The organism is Haloactinospora alba (genome assembly GCF_006717075.1).
GTDB classification, from domain to species: Bacteria; Actinomycetota; Actinomycetes; order Streptosporangiales; family Streptosporangiaceae; genus Haloactinospora; species Haloactinospora alba.
In genome coordinates, this window is record NZ_VFQC01000001.1 from 2,850,688 (window position 1) to 2,867,521 (window position 16,834).

General features: G+C 63.6%; 14 protein-coding genes. 9 read left to right on the top strand and 5 right to left on the bottom strand.

Annotation, left to right across the window (positions count from 1 at the left end):
- Positions 1-100 precede the first annotated feature (100 nt).
- On the bottom strand, positions 101-520 hold the full coding sequence (locus FHX37_RS12790; protein WP_141924103.1) for a plasmid replication, integration and excision activator: 420 nt from the start codon (positions 518-520) through the stop codon (positions 101-103).
- 113 nt (positions 521-633) lie between these two features.
- A complete protein-coding gene (locus tag FHX37_RS12795) occupies positions 634-1,365 on the bottom strand; it encodes a GntR family transcriptional regulator (RefSeq protein ID WP_141924104.1) in 732 nt (243 codons plus the stop codon).
- A 977-nt stretch (positions 1,366-2,342) separates the two neighbouring features.
- Between FHX37_RS12795 and FHX37_RS12805 the strand changes: the two genes are divergently transcribed.
- Together FHX37_RS12805 and FHX37_RS12810 are read left to right on the top strand one after the other, a co-directional pair.
- Positions 2,343-3,122 carry an aminotransferase class IV family protein gene (locus FHX37_RS12805; RefSeq protein WP_141924106.1) on the top strand — a complete coding sequence of 260 codons (780 nt, stop codon included), beginning with the start codon at positions 2,343-2,345 and terminating at the stop codon, positions 3,120-3,122.
- Positions 3,123-3,157: 35 nt separating this feature from the next.
- Entirely contained in the window at positions 3,158-4,132 is a 975-nt protein-coding gene (locus FHX37_RS12810; protein ID WP_141924107.1) for an SUMF1/EgtB/PvdO family nonheme iron enzyme, read from the top strand.
- A 261-nt stretch (positions 4,133-4,393) separates the two neighbouring features.
- Here the strand turns inward: FHX37_RS12810 and FHX37_RS12815 are convergent, their stop codons facing one another.
- Entirely contained in the window at positions 4,394-6,169 is a 1,776-nt protein-coding gene (locus FHX37_RS12815) for a recombinase family protein (RefSeq protein WP_170181572.1), read from the bottom strand.
- A 303-nt stretch (positions 6,170-6,472) separates the two neighbouring features.
- Between FHX37_RS12815 and FHX37_RS22875 the strand changes: the two genes are divergently transcribed.
- Positions 6,473-6,721 carry a hypothetical protein gene (locus FHX37_RS22875; protein ID WP_170181573.1) on the top strand — a complete coding sequence of 83 codons (249 nt, stop codon included), beginning with the start codon at positions 6,473-6,475 and terminating at the stop codon, positions 6,719-6,721.
- A 250-nt stretch (positions 6,722-6,971) separates the two neighbouring features.
- Here FHX37_RS22875 and FHX37_RS23980 read toward each other — a convergent pair whose 3' ends face one another.
- Together FHX37_RS23980 and FHX37_RS12825 are read right to left on the bottom strand one after the other, a co-directional pair.
- Positions 6,972-7,409, bottom strand: a complete 438-nt coding sequence (locus FHX37_RS23980) for an XF1762 family protein (RefSeq protein ID WP_342777614.1) — start codon at positions 7,407-7,409, stop codon at positions 6,972-6,974.
- 98 nt (positions 7,410-7,507) lie between these two features.
- Positions 7,508-8,365: a hypothetical protein gene (locus tag FHX37_RS12825; protein WP_141924109.1), complete on the bottom strand. Its 858-nt coding sequence runs from the start codon at positions 8,363-8,365 to the stop codon at positions 7,508-7,510.
- A gap of 388 nt (positions 8,366-8,753) precedes the next feature.
- Here FHX37_RS12825 and FHX37_RS12830 point away from each other — a divergent pair, with 388 nt between their 5' ends.
- From FHX37_RS12830 to FHX37_RS12855, 6 genes are all read left to right on the top strand, one after another.
- Complete coding sequence (locus FHX37_RS12830; RefSeq protein ID WP_141924110.1) at positions 8,754-9,386, top strand: hypothetical protein; 633 nt, start codon at positions 8,754-8,756, stop codon at positions 9,384-9,386.
- A gap of 311 nt (positions 9,387-9,697) precedes the next feature.
- Positions 9,698-9,934, top strand: coding sequence for a pilin (locus FHX37_RS12835; protein WP_246062268.1), 237 nt, complete (start codon positions 9,698-9,700; stop codon positions 9,932-9,934).
- Positions 9,931-11,772 (top strand): hypothetical protein, encoded by a 1,842-nt coding sequence (locus FHX37_RS12840; RefSeq protein ID WP_141924111.1) that lies wholly within the window; start codon positions 9,931-9,933, stop codon positions 11,770-11,772. Before FHX37_RS12835 ends, FHX37_RS12840 begins: the two co-directional genes overlap by 4 nt.
- The gene (locus FHX37_RS12845; RefSeq protein WP_141924113.1) at positions 11,773-12,744 is read left to right on the top strand and encodes a PrgI family protein; all 972 of its coding nucleotides are present in this window, start codon (positions 11,773-11,775) and stop codon (positions 12,742-12,744) included.
- On the top strand, positions 12,710-14,503 hold the full coding sequence (locus FHX37_RS12850) for a VirB4 family type IV secretion system protein (RefSeq protein WP_246062269.1): 1,794 nt from the start codon (positions 12,710-12,712) through the stop codon (positions 14,501-14,503). The genes FHX37_RS12845 and FHX37_RS12850 overlap by 35 nt, the downstream gene beginning before the upstream one ends.
- The gene (locus FHX37_RS12855) at positions 14,500-16,824 is read left to right on the top strand and encodes a type IV secretory system conjugative DNA transfer family protein (RefSeq protein WP_141924114.1); all 2,325 of its coding nucleotides are present in this window, start codon (positions 14,500-14,502) and stop codon (positions 16,822-16,824) included. The genes FHX37_RS12850 and FHX37_RS12855 overlap by 4 nt, the downstream gene beginning before the upstream one ends.
- The last annotated feature ends 10 nt before the right edge of the window (positions 16,825-16,834 follow it).

Here is a 16,834-nt window from a genome sequence, read left to right on the forward strand (position 1 = left end):
TGGTGCTCTACCTCTTTCGTTTTCACTGGTTGGGCGACCGTGAATGAGGGGTTGGGGGCGGCCGTTGGTGTTGGCGCACCAGGCCGCCCCGCGTGTGTTCTCAGGCGGCGTCCTTGGCAGCGCCCGCGTTGGCCGAGGCAGCCTTGCGCCCCGAGGCGTTGGGGGCTTTCACCCCGCGTGCCCGCAGCGAGTAGGCCACCCGAGGGCGCCGGCCCGACTCGTCCACATAGGGCATCACCGACATCTGTTCGAACTCGGCCGGACGGAACGGCAACCCCGGAACCTCGTCCGGCAGGGTCGGGCACACCTCAGCGGCGACCTTGACTTTCACGCTCTTGGCCTTGCCCCGGGCCTCCGGGTCGGCGTCGATGACCTCCACCGCCCACAGCGGCAGCCCCGAGGTCTTGTCGGTCTGTTGGCGCTTGGTCTCAAAGTCGGTGATCGCTTCCACTCCCAGGGCGTAGGCCCCGTGCGGGAACACCGTTCCGAACTCCACCGGCAACGCACCCTGAATAGCCATCAGAACCTCATCTCTCAACGAACACTCAAGTACTTGTCTGAACGAGTGTGCTTGCACCTTAGCTAACTCAACTCGTTCGCACAAGTGATTAAGCCGACGAGGCTGGAGAGGTTCTAGGAAGCGGGGTAGCTGTCCTCTAGTTCATGCAGGTCACCGGGTAGGGCGATGTCGGCGACCGTGATGACGTTATCCGAGGCATCCAGGACTCGGGCGAGGATTCCCAATACCGGTGTCCCTGTATTCAGCTTCAGGTTCGCTTGCTCATCATCGGTCGCTTGTCGTGCGGACAGACGTTCGCAAACCCGAGCGGGACGTAGCTGCTTGACTGCTTGGAGGTGTTCCCTGGCACCGATACCAATAAGTTCGGTCTGGCCGAGGTCCGTTCCGTCAGCTACGTCCAGCGGGAACCATAGAGTGACCAGTTCGCTTGGTTCGTCCCTGTCCAGAATGACCCGCTGACGCATGATGACCGGTGAACCTGTGGGAACACCCAATGCTGTGGCGATAGCGGGAGGCGTGACGGAACGACCCGCTTGGAGGATCCTGTTGTCTTTGGAACTCTCAGCGGAGTCGAAGGCTGTTGCGCCCGCATGTGAGCGTTCCACCGACTCTGTCGGGACACCCTTGACGAAGGACCCCCGGCCGTGTTCGCGCTCGATCCAGCCTTCCAGACTCAACACCTGAAGCGCCCGTACGACAGTGCTACGGCCCGCTCCGAACTCCCGCACCATTCGCGTTTCCGAGGGCAGCATCTCGCCAGCGGGATAAGTGCCGTCTTCGATGCGCTCTTGGATTGCGTGGATGATCTGAACGTATTTGGGAGGAGCGAACCCTAGGCCCGACATAACAACCGCCCGGTGACTCTAGTACTTGTCTGGACAAGTAGCATACTGCTTCTACCTTGGTTCGTCACCCGTTTGGGATGGACTCGGCCTACGAACCTGACGCAACAGGAACCACCGTCCGGTCTGAGACAAGGCAATCGTGCCGCACAGCACCGGATTGCTACCGAACGCGTGTCGCCAAGTACACACCGTCACGGAGCTGGACCAAACGACCTTCTATCCACAGAGACGACAATGGCGAAGCATCGCCTATCCGCTCGGGAGGATTGTCCAACTGACGCATGAAGGCGTCCGAGTCCTCTTCGATGACCGTAGGTGCGTGATCGGCCTCTGGGTCGACAGCCGTTGCGATCCACAGATGTTGAGTACGACGAATGTCCCAATGCTCGCCGTAGCGTTTCCTCAAGAGCGCCAACAGTGGATCAGTGTCACGGTTCATCGCGCACTCTCCGCTCTGTCCCAAGCGGCTAGGGCAGCGTTGCAGCACTGTTCGCAGCAGGCGTCTTCACATGCCTGGGTGCATCGTTCATGGACCAGCACATACGACCGTACATACGACGGTGTGTCATACGGGGTCGAATCTGATCCCGAGTAGGGAGGAACTAGCCTTGTCATCGTTCCACCTGCCTTGACCAGGTTGGGACCGCGCCCCCGGACGGCCGCTCCGTCGCGGGGGCTATGTGTGCAGCATCACGCGGCAGCCGTTCCGGAACCCTGACAGTCGGAGCAAGGGACAAAACGAACCTTCACCGGAGTCCCCGACCTTGGCTGTATCACCACGAGCTTTCGTGACCGCACACTCTTACGCCCCCGACCTCGGCAGGAACGGCACCTCTCGACGGCTCGCGTGTTGCTCATGTACTCAAGGATCCGAGTGAAGGCGGGGTATTTCCCATGTCGTGCTGCTGCCTCAGTGCTGAACTTTTGCTGCACTCAGCGCCTGTCAGCGGTCCGTGACCCAGTGACAGACTGGAGCCATGGCAGAACTTAACGGCGAACCGGTCACGCCTGAGGACCTACAGACGCTCGCGTTGGTCAACTACGGCCACTTCACCTCTATGCGTGTGGACAACCAGCACATTCGCGGACTTTCCCACCATATGGAACGTATTGCCAAAGATTCTCTGGAAGTATTCGGAACTGAACTCGACAGAGATTATGTGCGCGAACTCGTTCGCCATTCCATTGGCAACCAGGACGGGGCATTTGTTGTGCGAATCACTGTATTCGATCCAGAAATACAATTAGGAAATCCTGGAAAGTCATCCAATCCGAATGTACTGATAACGACCCGACCAGCGATGGCACTGCCGGCAACTCCGCTCCAAGTGCAATCAGCCACGTACGTAAGGGATATGCCCTTAGTCAAGCATATCGGCCTATTTGGCGCGATAAGGCATCGCCGAAATGCTCAAATGAACGGGTTCGATGATGCCCTATTCGTCGACCAGAGTTCCTACATATCTGAAGGCGCAACATGGAATATTGCATTCTTTGACGGAGAAAATGTCGTCTGGCCAGACTCGGATGTCCTTCCTGGCGTTACAATGCGCCTTCTCCAACAAGTCCACGAGAAAACAGTAATTTCTCCGGTTGGCCTCAAAGACCTTGAAAGAATACAAGCCGTGTTTGCAACAAACACAACGGTTGGAGTGCGGCCTGTAACCGCGATCGACGGCGTTAATTTTCCAGCGGAACACGAAATATTCGAATCTCTTCGGAAAGAGTACGAAGAGATACCAACAGAGCGGATCTAAGTTCTTAAATCATACCGTATATTCAGGAAAATTGAATGCCCAGCACTACCGTCCAGCTTTGGTCCGGACAGGAAGTTCGTGCCCTGCGCGAGGCTAAACGGATGAGTATTCGCGCGTTCGCTGCGCATCTTGGAATTAGCGAACGCATGGTATCCAAATGGGAAAAGTATGGTGAGGATATCCACCCTCGTCCCGTGAACCAGCAGGCTCTCGACTCATCTCTAGCCGCTTCAGACGCTAACGTGCAAGCTAGGTTCGCCAACCTCGTTGGGATCGACTCAACGGAGAAAAATGAAGAGGACCAGGAGCAAGAGGCAGAGATAGATGTAGCGCCGATACCCACGGATGAGCCTCACCAAATTCGACATCCTGTCGATGGAAAGCTTATGGCGCTTGTAGACGCTGGAGTCTACTTGTCCGGAGAAGACAATAAGCCTGTTTATCTCCCTGCCTTCTATATCGACGTTTTCCCAACAACAAACGCCGACTACTCTCGTTTTGTTGCCGCAACAGGTCATAAAAAGCCTCAACATTGGAATGACGAAAAATTTTCGGACGCCATCTACGAGCATCCAGTTGTATTCGTAACCTGGGATGACGCTGTAGCTTATACTAAATGGTCAACAAAATCCCTTCCCACAAGTCAACAGTGGGAGAAAGCCGCACGAGGAACCAGAGGTGATTCCTTTCCGTGGGGAAGTCAAAAAACACCTGCAAAATGCAATGTCCGAGAAAACGAAATCCGTAGCACCACACCGGTTGACCGATACCACAGCGGAGTAAGTCCATACGGGATTTACGATATGTGCGGAAACGTTTGGGAGTGGTGTGCCACCGAGTCGACACCGGGACGATACGAGCTGAAGGGAAGTGCTTTCACAAGCCCGTTCTTTCGGGTAGAACCAGCAACCTTCAACGATGCCTCATCCGAAATGCTCGATGATGACACCGGGTTCCGATGCGTCACTCCAGTCGAAACGATGCAAGCGCTTCTGAAGATCAACACGTAAAACGTTGCCGAATTGGGCTATATGGGATCAAGGCGGCGGCGCTTCGCGCCGCCGCTGACCTACAGGTGGGGGCCGGTCGAGCTGCGGGCTGCCGCCCGGTCCCGACCGGCCCCCAACACCGGCCTATAGCAAGAACTCCACACCGCCCGGTGCCGCCAGCACCAACGAATACGCCAGGCGGCGTTCCCCTGTTGCCGCCCTCCATCATGCCGACGCGGCACGGGCCGTCAAGGACGCTGCTCGCGCCGCTACGCGGTGACGCTACGCGTCATCCTTGACCGCCCGCACCGCTCTCGGCAGGCTCGCGGCAACAACAGGGGAACACAAGAAAAACGGGTAGGCCCGAGGAAGAGCCCTGGTACAGCATCCGTAGTGGCGAAACCGCTCCCCCAACCACCACGGAATATGTACGGAACACCGCCCCGCTCCCGATACCGAAAACGGAAGTTCTCCGCAGGTCAGGGCCAAAAATACAACGTGACACCATCCGGCCTCCGGAGCCGTGTGCGGAGGTTCGAATCCTCCAGGGGGCACCCCTCCGGACAGCAGGCGAACCTGCGTCTGGTGATCGTGAGCTTGCATACTGTCGTTGGCCGGTATGCGGAAAACCGGCTGTACGGTGCGTTCGCCGGTGATGCGAACCTCGGCGACCAGACTCTGGACAAGATTCTTGACGACCGGCGGACTGCCGTTGGTGACAGCGTGGTGGATGTGGTCGCGCATCGCGGCAAGTTCCTCCTGGGTTGGTGCTGCTTCTGTTTCCTGTGAGCACAGGCGGGCGAGTTCGCCGTGGCGGTCGCGCAGCTGAGCAGCCTTGCCAGCGAGCTCCTTCACCCGTGACCCGCAGACGGATTCGGACATGGTTCCCGACTCGAAGGCAGCCAGATAACGCTCGATCGCGGCCTCGGTGTTGGCGAGATCGGTCTCAACACTGGTGAGTTCGGCACGGTAATGCTCGGCCAGTTCGCTGCGCCTGCGAGCGACTTCGGCGATAGCTTCCTCAAACAGGTCGGTGCGCTGGTAGGTCTCCAGCAGCGCCTCTAGGACGGCGCGTTCAAGCTGGTCGGCGGGAAACTGCTGGGAGGAGCAGGTCTTCTTGCCGTAACGCAGCCGGGAATAGCAGGAGTAGTAGCGGTAGCGGTACTTGTTGCCGTGCGCGGCATGCCCCAGGTAGTTCTTATGGCACTCCGGACATGTGAGGCACCCGGACAGCAGGTAGTCCGAAGCGTTTCCGGCGCGTTTGGCACGGTCGTCGCCGCGTGCGGTGAGGATTTCTTGGGCCGCGGCGAAGACGTTCTCCTCCACCAAGGCAGGATGAGCGCCGGAGTGGTACTGGCCACGAAAGAAGACCTCGCCGATGTAGGCACGGTTGCGCAGCACAGTCAATACGGAGTTGCGACTCCAGGGCTTGCCGGTCTTGGTGCGGTGCCCCTGGTCGTTGAGCTGGTTGGCGATCTCCTTTGCACCCAAGCGCTTGTGCGTATACATCTGGAAGATGTGCGGGGGAAGCCCAGCCTCATCCTCTTTAACGATGAGCTTGTTGGTATGCGGATCAATGCTGTAGCCGTAGGGACGCGCACCGCCGCACCACTCGCCGCGGGCAGCTTTGCGTTCCATGCCGTTGATGACCCGGTCGATCAAGGTCGCACGCTCGAACTCGGCAAAGACCGCCAGCATCTGCACCATCATGCGCCCAGCCGGATCACTGGTGTCAAAAGGCTCGGTGGCCGAGCGGAAGACGACACCAGCGGAATCGAGCTCGTCCATGAGCTGGGCCAGACCCCGTACAGAGCGGGAGAAGCGGTCTACTCGGTAGACCAGCACAAGGTCGAAGCGTCCGGCGCGCGCTGCAGCTAGTAGTTTGTTCAGCTGCGGACGCTCCGTAGCGGACCCGGATGCCTGTTCGGAATAGATCTGGACCACATGCCAGTCGTCTTGGCTGGAGATGTAGGACCGTAGCTTGTTCTCTTGGGCCTCCAAGGAGAACGGTTGGTTCTCTTCATCGGTAGAGATGCGAATGTAAATAGCAACCCGCATCCAGGCATACCTCCTCATTGGGGGGTGTGTTCTCGATCACGCGGGAAGTGTGGCGCGATCGAGACGAGGCGCTGACGTATTCCTGCATGTCCGGGACGTGCACAGTGTCCACCTATGCCCAGCAGCGGAGTAGCTGACCGGTGGGACCGCCGGTATGGGGTGCTGTGTCTCTGACCGGCCACGCTGATGCTGGTTGGGGCATACACGCAGCGCTCGTGCTTGGCATCACTTCGGTTTTCACGCTGGTGCGTACGCACAGCATGCTGTGCGTACGCACCAGCGCTATTCGCGGGAACTGTGGTCGTGACGCTCGAGGGCCTCGACCAGGAGTTCGGCAAGAGCATCAATGACGGCACGCCGTTGGGCCTCGCTCATAGCGACGAACTCGGCCGGCCTCACCTTCACCTGTTGCGTCTGCGACCCATGTCCGGTTGCGCCGCGCTGGCGCGCGGACTTGTCAGGATAGGCGCTCCCACTGTGTTCGTCGCCCTGTTTCACCTGGTCAAAGCGTTTTTGTGGCCGTTTAGTCATAACGGCCTCACCTCCCAGTAAGAGCGCGTGATGCCGTATGTCGCACTTCCGGAAGCCGAGGGTCTGTTGCCGATCGCCCTGCCCCAGACGGCGGCTGAGGTGAGTGGTGGCATTCGCTCGGTACGAACGGAGCTCGCAGAGGATGTGGCGTGAGTGCGAGCGGCAGTAGCGCTTCCGGTCAGCGCAGAACTACCGGAGGAAGTGCCAGTAGGCTCTGTGCCGAGGCGGCAGACGCGACAGTGCTGGCTGCGGTGTCGATGGCTAGTGGAGATCATGGCACCTCCCACCGGGTTCGGGCGATGCCACCGGCAGCAACGGCACCGGGACGATTCCAGCCCTCCCGCGGAGGCAATACTGCCGCAGGACGCCATCCAGCCGCGCGCAGGGAAGCGCCACTCTCGTCCGTATGGGTGTAGGTGACCAGGCGTTCATAACCCAGCGCGCGGGCGGCTCGCCATGTCGCTCCGTACAGTTTCGAACACGCGTTGTGCGTGCCGTCGGTAGCTAGACGGGTCACTTCCAGCGTTCGCGCGTCATCAAGGCCACGGGCTATAGGCCGGCCGACGATAGCCACCCCCACCACGTAGTTTTCCGCGTTGACCACACCGAGGCTGAACTTGTGTCCTCTCGGGGATCGGGAGTGGTGGCGGTGCCAGATCGCGACATAAGCGGCAGCGTCACGGAACGATACGGGAACGATCCACAGCATCACGCCTCACCTCCCGCCTGTGTCGCGGCTCTGGATGCTGGAGAGGTAGGAGTGCGGCTCGCGTTGGTGGTGCGTTACCAGCGGCAGCGTGAACGTGTTCATGTGCCGCCCCCGTTCTCTACCGTCTGGCTACAACGCGTGCCGCGGCACGCCCGTGGCACACACGCTTCGGTTCCGGCGTCGGTGGCGGCATCGAGCTCGACCTCGGCCAGCGGGAGATGGGCCGGGTGAAGGTAGCCGGTGGTACCGGGTGGCATGCCGCCCGGTACCACTGTGGCTGGGTGGTTCCGTAGGGCGTCATCCACAGCTAGGGCCTCCTGCCACGCCTGCGGATCGGTGGCACGCAGTTCGGCCCAGCCGGCATTGGTGCGGTTGGGGCAGCCGATACAGGCCATGTCGGGGACATAGGCCAGGTCGTGCTGGGCGAGGTGGGCGAGGCAGTTCTCAGTGCGCCAGCCCAGTTCCACCAGCGGATAACGATTACGGCGGTAGGAAGCGGCGGCGGGGTGGGCCAGGTCGGCCTGCTCGGCACACAGCCCTAGGACGAACTCGACGCCTGCGCGGGAACCTCCGAGCAGGTCGCGCCCCGCGTCGTCGATGGCTTCCCGCTGGCGTGCGGCGCAACCGTTGGCAAGCCGTCCAGGAGTTCCATCAGGGGCGCGGGTGTGCAGCGGCAGCGGGCAGGACGTCGATGGGTCGAATGCAGTTGCCGCGGTTACGGCGCCGGCATCGGCCCAGAGCACCTCGATGCCAGCGCCGGTGGCCAGATGGGCCAGACGGTCCAAGTACTCATAGGCGCTGGTGGGATACCAGCCGGTGTCGGGGATGAGCGCGGCGTCGGGCCGCGGCAGGGCACCATGAGCGGCGAGAACGAGCAGTGTCGTGGCACCGGGGGTGCCGTCCAGTAGTAGCAGCCGCAGGGGTGTGGTGCCGTGGCGTTCGCTTCCGGTGTGCATGTGTTGGTGTCGGCTGTGGCCATCGAACTTCTCGCCCCATCAAGAGGAACGATCCCGACGGTTGCGCTCACCCTGAACGGAGAACGGCGTTTGCCCGGCGTAGGCTTGGCGTAAGCCGGGCGAGTGCGTATGACCGGCGGAACAACAGGCGGTCTTGGCACGTGCCACGTTTTCCCTTCTCCCGGAACTCTCCACTTTCTCGCCATCCTTCGCATGGGTTCGCGCGAAACGTGTGCGATTTTTCGGAGAATCGTTTTTGTCTTGATGGGACTCCCGAAACGACAAAGGGAGTTCGATCATGGTGTCCGCGTCACCGTTTGCTGTTCTACAGAAATCGATCGATCTACTTACCACCGGCCCCGGGCAGCCCGTACTTCCCACTGGGGATGTGTCCGGCCTTGATGCCAGTGAACTGGGTGCTGGTGCGGTGGTCACAGCTTTGCGGGACGGCCCGGTGGAGGTGACCGATGCGTTGTGGCGCCGGGTTCTGAGGCGGTCGCGTTCCGGGCAGGCGAACTGGACCGTAGTCGCTGCGGGGGCGATGCTGCCGCGGCTGGTGGTTGCCTGTTCCCGCTTCGGACGGGTGCCGCGGGGCCACGTCGCTGATGTGGAGGCCGAGATGTTGGCCGCCCTGTTGGAGGAGATGCGGCGTTTGGATCTCCTCCAGTCCGAGTTGGGAACGCGGTTGTGGCGCGCGGCGGCCAACACGGCGTGCCGCTGGGGCTATCACGCGCGCCGGGACCGGCAGCGGTTCTCTCCACAGCAGTCACTGGACCGTCCGGCGACACGGCACGTGCGGGATTCGCGGGGTCCGGTCAGCGTGTTGGCCGAAGCTCTGGCCGCCGGGATGGTGACCGAGGTGGAAGCCGAGCTCATCGCCCGCAGCCGGTTGGAGTCGCAGACCCTGGCCCAGGCCGCACACGATCTGGGACTGACTTACATCACCGCACGGCGTTGGCGTAAAGCTGCCGAGGAGCGTCTGGCGCGTTCCTTGGGACGAAGAAATGTTCCTGCGCGATGAGCGCAACAGGGATCTGCATTCCTCTTGAGGGGTGAGAAGGGGTTTCCCGCTCACGGTGGGTCGGGGCGCGGTGGTCATCGATCTCTCACGGTTTCTGGCTTTTATCGGAAAGGAGGAATCGGCGTGCGCCCCGGCCCGTATCCGCACAGTTCCGCGGCGACGATCGCGTCGCCGCGTCATGCGAGGTGACGGTTATGCAGACGCACACACATCGCTTTCGCGTTATAGGCGCCCTTGTCTTCGTGACCGTTGCGGTGGTTGTGGGGGGCGACGCGGCGCCGGTGTTGGCGGACGGTGTCGAGGAACCCGGTGTGAGTGACCTGGAAGAGGTCATCACCAACATCCGCAACTGGGTGGTCGGCCTGCTGGTGGCTCTGGCCACGCTGCTGTTGACGATCGGCGGTATTCGCTACCTGCTCGCTGGTGGGGACCCCGGCGAGGTCAGCAAAGCCAAAGACACCCTGAAATATTCAGCTCTGGGATACGGGGTCGCGGTCCTGGCCCCATTGCTGGTGGAGATCCTGCGTGGATTCGTGGGGCTGGAATGAGTGCCGTTCTGCGGCTTCTGGCGGTCCTGATGGCAACGGTGGCTGCCGCCGCCGGTGCCGCTTCCGCTCCGGCACTGGCGGGTGCGACCGTCACCAGTGCCGCGAATGCCGTCCCGGTCGAGGGCCAGCGGCCTGAACCCGAGCCCGAACCGGGGCCTTCCCCTGAGGAACCACCCGCCGACAACGACGACGCGTCTCCCGAACCCAGCCCGGAGCCCTCTCCGGAACCCTCACCAGAGCCTGGACCGGAGCCCAGCCCACCTTCCGAGGAGGGTGGAGGCAGCGGCGGTCAGGGCCCCGGGGCAGGTGAGGCTGATGGGGAGTGCGCGCCGTGGAACGTCAAGTGCCGTGTTATCCAGGCATTCAGCGCATGGGCATCGGGGGTGGTGACCGATTTCCTTAACGCTGGTCTGGTGCGAGCGGCCATCGGGTTGATGCTGGGCACCCCGCCTACGAGTGGGGTGCAGTCGGTGTGGCAGACGGCGCTGGCCGTGGTCAATACCGGGTTCGTTCTGATCGTCACCGCGGCCGGTGTGATGGTGATGGGCCACCAGACGTTCCAGACCTCGGCCGGGATCAAGGAGGTTCTGCCGCGGCTGGTGTTGGCGTTCATCGCGGCCAACGCCAGCTGGTTCCTGTGCCAGCAACTGGCCCAAGTCGGCAACGCCACCAGCGCCGCGGTCCTCGGCGACACCGCATCCCCGGATGCTGTCGCCAACACGATTCAGCGCATCCTGGAGAACCCCAAGGTTGAAGGGCTCATCACACTCCAGCTGGCGCTGATGAGCGTCCTCGCCGGGTTCTTCTTCACCTTCACCGTGATCATCCGGATCATGCTGTGGGTTCTGCTCACCGCCGCCGCCCCGCTGGCGTTGGCCGCACACGCCCTTCCCCAGACCGAGGGGTTGGCGCGGCTGTGGTGGCGTGCGATCGGTGCCCTGCTCGTCATGCAGATCGCTCAGGCGTTGACACTGCGCGTGGTCATGACGCTGTTCCTGCAACGTGAAGGGCTGGACGCGTTCGACCCTCTCGGTAGTGCCGGTTCCATCATCGACCTGGGAGTGTTGGTCGCCTGCCTCTACGTGCTCGTGCGTATCCCGTTCTGGGCCGGAAAACGCGTGTTCGGGTACCAGAACTCTCCGCTGACGAAAGCAGGGAAGGTCGCCGCGAGCCTGCTGATCTTCCGTAACGTCGCCTCTGCGGTGCGAGCCTCGGGCAGTTCCGGTGCGCTTCGTTCGGGGCGGCCTTCGGGCGGCCCGAGTGGTTCAGGGGGGACAACCGCGCGAGGGACTCCCCCAGGCCCCTCACCGAAGCCCCAAGGTCCTGCCGGTTCCACCCGCCCTTCTTCGTCCGCTCACTCCTCAGCGCCACGGCCGGGAGCAACAGGATCGAGGGGACGCTCGAACGCCCGCGGTTCCGGTGCTTTTTCCTCCAAAGCCGCTGGGACTGGCCCTTCTCCGACGGGCACCGGTTCAGAAATGAACGGATCGGCGGCGTCGGGCTCTGCCTTCTCCCACTCCCAACGCCGCGAAGGCTCCGCCGCCAACACGTCACGCTCCTGGGGTGGCTCCCGGCGGGCCCAGTCACACCCTTCCCACCACCAGCGTGCGTCTCCCACGTCGGGATCCTCGCGATCTGACTCCCCACGTGGGGCCACACAGCACCCGCCGGGTTCCTCATCCCGCTCTTCACCACGGTCAGAGGCCTCTGCCGGAGCAGGAAAACAGCCCATACGTCCCCAGGTGCGCCTGCACCAGCCACGCAACCGGCGTTCTAGCGCTAACCGGTCTCGTCAGCGCCGCCCGCGTTGGGGACGCGGGCCCGAAGGGAGGTCCTAAATGCGGGTGCGTATGCCCGCCGATGTCGAACGTGACGACACCATCCTGGCGAATCTCACCGCGCGCCAACTGGTGATCATCGGAGTTCCCGCCCTCGGGATCTGGGCCGGTACCAGCACTCTGCGCGATGTGGTGCCGCTTCCGGTGCTGGCGGCCATCGCAGTGCCGCTTCTGGGGGGATGCGTCGCCGCGGCATTGGTAAAACGTGACGGTCTCAGCCTGGACCGGTTCGCGGTAGCGGCCATGCGGTTCCTTCGCTCCCCGAAGCGCCGTTCCTGCCGAACCCGTGCCGCCTCGGAGACGGTTCCGTCGTGGATCAGCGCCACCACTCCGCCGCTGCCGGCCCCGTTGGACCTGCCGCTGCGGGCCATCGCCGATGACGGAACCCTGGACCTGGGTGAGGAGGGGACCGCGATCCTTCTGTCCTGTTCCACAGTCAACTTCGGTTTGCGCACCGAGCAGGAACAAGACGCTCTGGTCGCCGGATTTGCCGGGTTCGTGAATTCCCTCGCGGACTCAGGTGGGGTCCAGATCCTGATCCGTGCCGAATCCCTCCACCTGGATCCCATAGTCGCCGGGCTGGAACATGCGGCACCGACCCTGCCGCATCCGGCACTGGAGCAGGCCGCGCGTGAGCATGCGGCCTTCGTCGCCGACCTCGCCGAGTCACGCGACCTGCTGTACCGCCAGGTGCTGCTGGTGCTGCGCGAGCCCGACCGTGCCGGACGGCACGGCGCGGCAACGGTGAAACGTCGCGCCGAGGATGCCGCCCGCGCCCTGGCTGGTGCCGGCAGTCGTGCCGTGGTGTTGGACGGGCCAGCCGTTGCCGCGGTGCTGTCCTCAGCCGCTCATCCCACCACCCGTGTTCCCGCACAGCAGGGACTCGCCTCACCCGAGGCCGTCATCACGAGCCCGCCCGCAGGAGAGGAGGAGAACAGTGCTGGGCAAGCGCCTCACACCACCGGAGGATGAACGTACCGGAGCAGACCCCCTGGACACCGACGTTGAGATCACCCCACGCCGCATGCGTATCGCCGACGGTCTGGCCGCGAGCTTCGCAGTGACGGGCTATCCGGCCGAGGTCAGTCACGGGTGGCTACAACCCTTGATGGACTATCCGGGCCGACTGGACATCAGCCTGCACATCGAACCGGTGCCGCCCCAGGTGGCCAGTTCGCGGCTGAAACGCCAAATGGCGCGGTTCGAATCCTCCAACCGCGCGAGTGCCGAACACGGCAAGCTGGAGGACTTCGAGAGCGAGGCTGCCGCCGAGGACGCCCGCGAGATGGCCGCCGCCCTGGCCCGCGGCGAAAGCAAGCTCCACCGCGTTGGTCTGTACCTGACCGTGCATGCGGACAGTGAGCAGGAACTGGACGACGAGATCGCCCACCTGCAGTCTCTGTGTGCCTCCATGCTGGTCGAAACCCGACCGGCTTCCTACCGGCAGCTGCAGGGATGGGTGTCCTGCCTTCCGGTGGGCGTGGACTTGCTGGACCAGCGTCGCAGCATGGACACCCACGCCCTGGCTGCCTCCTACCCGTTCGCCAGCCCGGACGTGGCGGTGGAGACCTCACCCACCGCGGTCCTTTACGGCCTCAACTCCGATTCCTCGGGTGTGGTGTTGTGGGACCGCTGGAGCCTGGACTCCTACAACACTGTCGTGCTCGCCCGAAGTGGGGCAGGCAAGTCCTACTTCTGCAAGACCGATCTGCTGCGGTCGATGTATGCCGGTGTCACTGCGGCGGTCATCGACCCCGAGGACGAGTACACCCGCCTGACCGAGGCGGTCGGGGGAACCGTCATCCAACTCGGCGCCCCGGGGGTGCACCTCAACCCGCTGGATTTGGCACTGGATGAACACGCCACACGCGATGCGGTGTCCCGGCGAGCCCTGTTCCTGCACACGCTGCTGGCGGTGATGCTGGGCGAACAGCTCACGGCGCGCCAACGCGCAGCCCTGGACCACGCCCTTATCACCACGTACTACAACGCTGGCATCACCGCCGACGAACGCACCTGGAACAACTCCGCCCCGTTATTGGGGGACCTGGTAGCCACCCTGCGCAACCAGGATGACGAGCACGCACACGAGCTGGCGTTCCAGCTGGAACCCTACGTCAGTGGCTCCTATGCCGAACTGTTTCGCGCTCCCACCACCCGGCGGCCCACCAGCCATCTCGTCTCGTGGAGCCTGCGCTCCCTTCCCGAGGAGCTCAAAGGCGTGGGAACGCTGCTTGCGCTGGACTCGATCTGGCGCACCGTCGCCGACACCACCCCGGACCACCCCCGCATGGTGCTGGTCGACGAGGGCTGGCTGCTCATGCAACAGCCCGAAGGTGCGAAGTTCCTGTACCGGCTTGCCAAAGCGGCACGGAAGCGCTGGGTCGGACTAACCGTGGCCACCCAGGACGCCGCCGATGTGCTTGGTTCCGAACTGGGCCAAGCCGTGGTGGCTAACGCCGCCACCCAGGTCCTGATGCGCCAATTTCCCCAGAGCATCGACCGGATCGCTGAAGCGTTCGCTCTCTCCGAGGGAGAGAAGCAGCGTCTGCTCACCGCAGCACCGGGAGACGCGCTGCTGTGCAGCGGAGACCGGCGGGTGGCCTTCCACGTAGTCGCCAGCGACTACGAACACTCCCTGGTCACCACCAACCCCGCCGAACACAGCCCTCCCCCCGGTCCGGAAGCCTCAGCAGACACCGGCATCGAGGACGAGGAGGAATTCCTGTGACCTGGCTGCCCCGGTTGGACGAACTCCCCACCGTTCTGGCCGACCTTCTCATCGCCCTCGTCATGGCCCATGGGCTCACCCTCGCCATCACCATCCCGCTGGTGGCGGCCGGGATCATCACCACCAGCCACCTGCTCACCTGGGCACGCCAATGGCGTTGGCGCACCCAGGCCCGTCTGGTGGAGATCCTTCCCCCGCCCCAATCCGAGCTGTCGGGAGCTGAGGACCTGTGGCGGCAGATGCTGGGAACGCTGCGCCCGTGGTGGAAGCGTCTGCTGTTGGGCCAGCCGCATCTGGTGTGGGAATGCGCCATGAGCATCACAGGGCTACGCATCCGCATGTGGGTGCCCGGCCCGGTCCCTGGCGGGATGGTCGAACGCGCGATCACCTCCGCTTGGCCCGGATCCTTGGTGTCCACCCGTCCGGTTCCTCCACCGCGCGACGATGTACGTGCCCACGCGGGCGCGGTGCGTCTGGCCCGCCCCGACCACTACCCCATCGAGACGGCATTCGCCGAAGACCCGTTGCGGGCGCTGATCGGCGCGGCCGGCGACCTTACCGGTGACGACGAGGTCCTGGTCCAGGTAGGGGTGCGCCCGATCACCGGGCGTCGGCTGCGTCGCGCCAACAAGGCGGCGGCCTCGCTGCGCTATGACTACACCCCCACCCGTGGCGCGTTCGACGCCCTCACCCCCGGCGGACACCGTTCGGCGTCGTTGTTAGCGCTGCGTCCCGAGGCCGGACGCGAGATCCAAGCGATCCTGACGAAGAGCACCCAACCAAGGTTGGAGACCGCGGTGCGCTACCTGGTTTCCTCACCCGGTGCTACCCCTGAGGATCGTCAGCGTCGCCGGGGCCGCGCTCATGCCGTGGCCGCGGCCTGGTCCGTGTTCAGCGGCCATAACTACTACCAGCGCCACCGGGTGTGGGCATTGCCCAAGTGGCGGTTTCACCGGCGAACCATGGGTCGTGGCGATCTACTCACCGCCAGGGAGCTCGCCGCCATCGCCCATCTCCCGCTGGATGAGACCGTCCCGGGACTTCAGCGTGCCCCTGCCCGGCCCGTTCCGCCCCCGCCGCAGGTCGCACTCGACACTCCGGAGTCGAGGGTTCTCGGTACAGCGGAACAGAGTGAACACCGAACGGTGGCCCAGCGCGCCGCCGACGCCCGCCAGCACACCCACATCATCGGCGGCACCGGGACGGGAAAGACCACTCTGCTCATGGGCATGGCGCTGGACGACCTCACCAAAGGTCGCGGGCTGGTGATGATCGAACCCAAAGGTGAGTCCGATTTGCTGCTCTCCCGGATTCCTGAGGAAGCCCTAGACCGCGTTGTACTGATCGATCCCGAGGACAACACGCCTCCGCCGAGCTTGAACGTACTGGGCGGAGGCGATCCGGTACGGGTGGCCGATATGGTCACCGGTGTATTCTCCCGGATCTATCGCGACTCGTGGGGGCCACGCACCGACGACATCCTCAGGTCGTGCTGCCTGACGCTGGCAGGCACCCCACAGGCGAGTCTGGCCAACGTTCCCAAACTGTTGGAGAACGACGCTTTCCGTCGTCGCACCACCGCCGACCTCGACGACAACGGGATTTTGGCGGGGTTCTGGCGTTGGTACGACAACCTCTCCGACCAAGCCCGCGCACACGCGACCGCTCCCCTGCTTAACAAGCTCCGGGCCGTACTGCTCAGGGATTTCGCGCGCGATCTGCTGGCCGCCCGCCCTCGCCATGCCTTGGACCTGCCCACACTGCTCGATCACGACGCCGTGGTCCTGGCGCGCCTGCCCAAAGGAGTCCTCGGCGACGACACCGCATCCCTACTCGGATCCCTGATGTTGGCACAGACCTGGGACGCCGTGCTCTCCCGGGCCAGACAGCGTGAAGCCGACCGCCGCGACACCGGCATCTACCTCGACGAGGCCCAGAACTTCCTTACGTTGCCGTATGGGTTGGGAGACATGCTCGCCGAAGCGCGCGCCTACCGAGCCGGCCTGGTGATCGCCCACCAGGACCTCGCCCAGCTCCCCCGCGACCTGCGGGAGGCCACAAGCGCCAACGCCCGTTCCAAGATCTACTTCGATGTCTCCCCGGAGGACGCGCACGACCTGAAGCGTCACGTCCATCCCGAACTCAGCGAACACGACCTAAGCCACCTCGCGCGGTTCCAAGCCGCCGCACGCCTGGTTACCCACGGGGCGTTGAGTCCTGCGTTCACGCTGCGCACCCGGCCCTTGCCGCCGCCCGTCCAGGGGCGGGCCACGGCCGTACGCAAAGCCTCCCGATCCAACCACAACAGCGACCAGCGATAAGGAGGAACGT

What these genes read in the sequence shown, in the direction of transcription:
- FHX37_RS12790 (WP_141924103.1), bottom strand. Translation starts at nt 520, where the DNA reads ATGGCTATTCAGGGTGCGTTGCCGGTGGAGTTCGGAACGGTGTTCCCG.
- FHX37_RS12815 (WP_170181572.1), bottom strand. Translation starts at nt 6,169, where the DNA reads ATGCGGGTTGCTATTTACATTCGCATCTCTACCGATGAAGAGAACCAA.
- FHX37_RS12810 (WP_141924107.1), top strand. Translation starts at nt 3,158, where the DNA reads ATGCCCAGCACTACCGTCCAGCTTTGGTCCGGACAGGAAGTTCGTGCC.
- FHX37_RS12840 (WP_141924111.1), top strand. Translation starts at nt 9,931, where the DNA reads ATGAGTGCCGTTCTGCGGCTTCTGGCGGTCCTGATGGCAACGGTGGCT.
- FHX37_RS12845 (WP_141924113.1), top strand. Translation starts at nt 11,773, where the DNA reads ATGCGGGTGCGTATGCCCGCCGATGTCGAACGTGACGACACCATCCTG.
- FHX37_RS12825 (WP_141924109.1), bottom strand. Translation starts at nt 8,365, where the DNA reads ATGCACACCGGAAGCGAACGCCACGGCACCACACCCCTGCGGCTGCTA.
- FHX37_RS12795 (WP_141924104.1), bottom strand. Translation starts at nt 1,365, where the DNA reads ATGTCGGGCCTAGGGTTCGCTCCTCCCAAATACGTTCAGATCATCCAC.
- FHX37_RS12805 (WP_141924106.1), top strand. Translation starts at nt 2,343, where the DNA reads ATGGCAGAACTTAACGGCGAACCGGTCACGCCTGAGGACCTACAGACG.
- FHX37_RS23980 (WP_342777614.1), bottom strand. Translation starts at nt 7,409, where the DNA reads ATGCTGTGGATCGTTCCCGTATCGTTCCGTGACGCTGCCGCTTATGTC.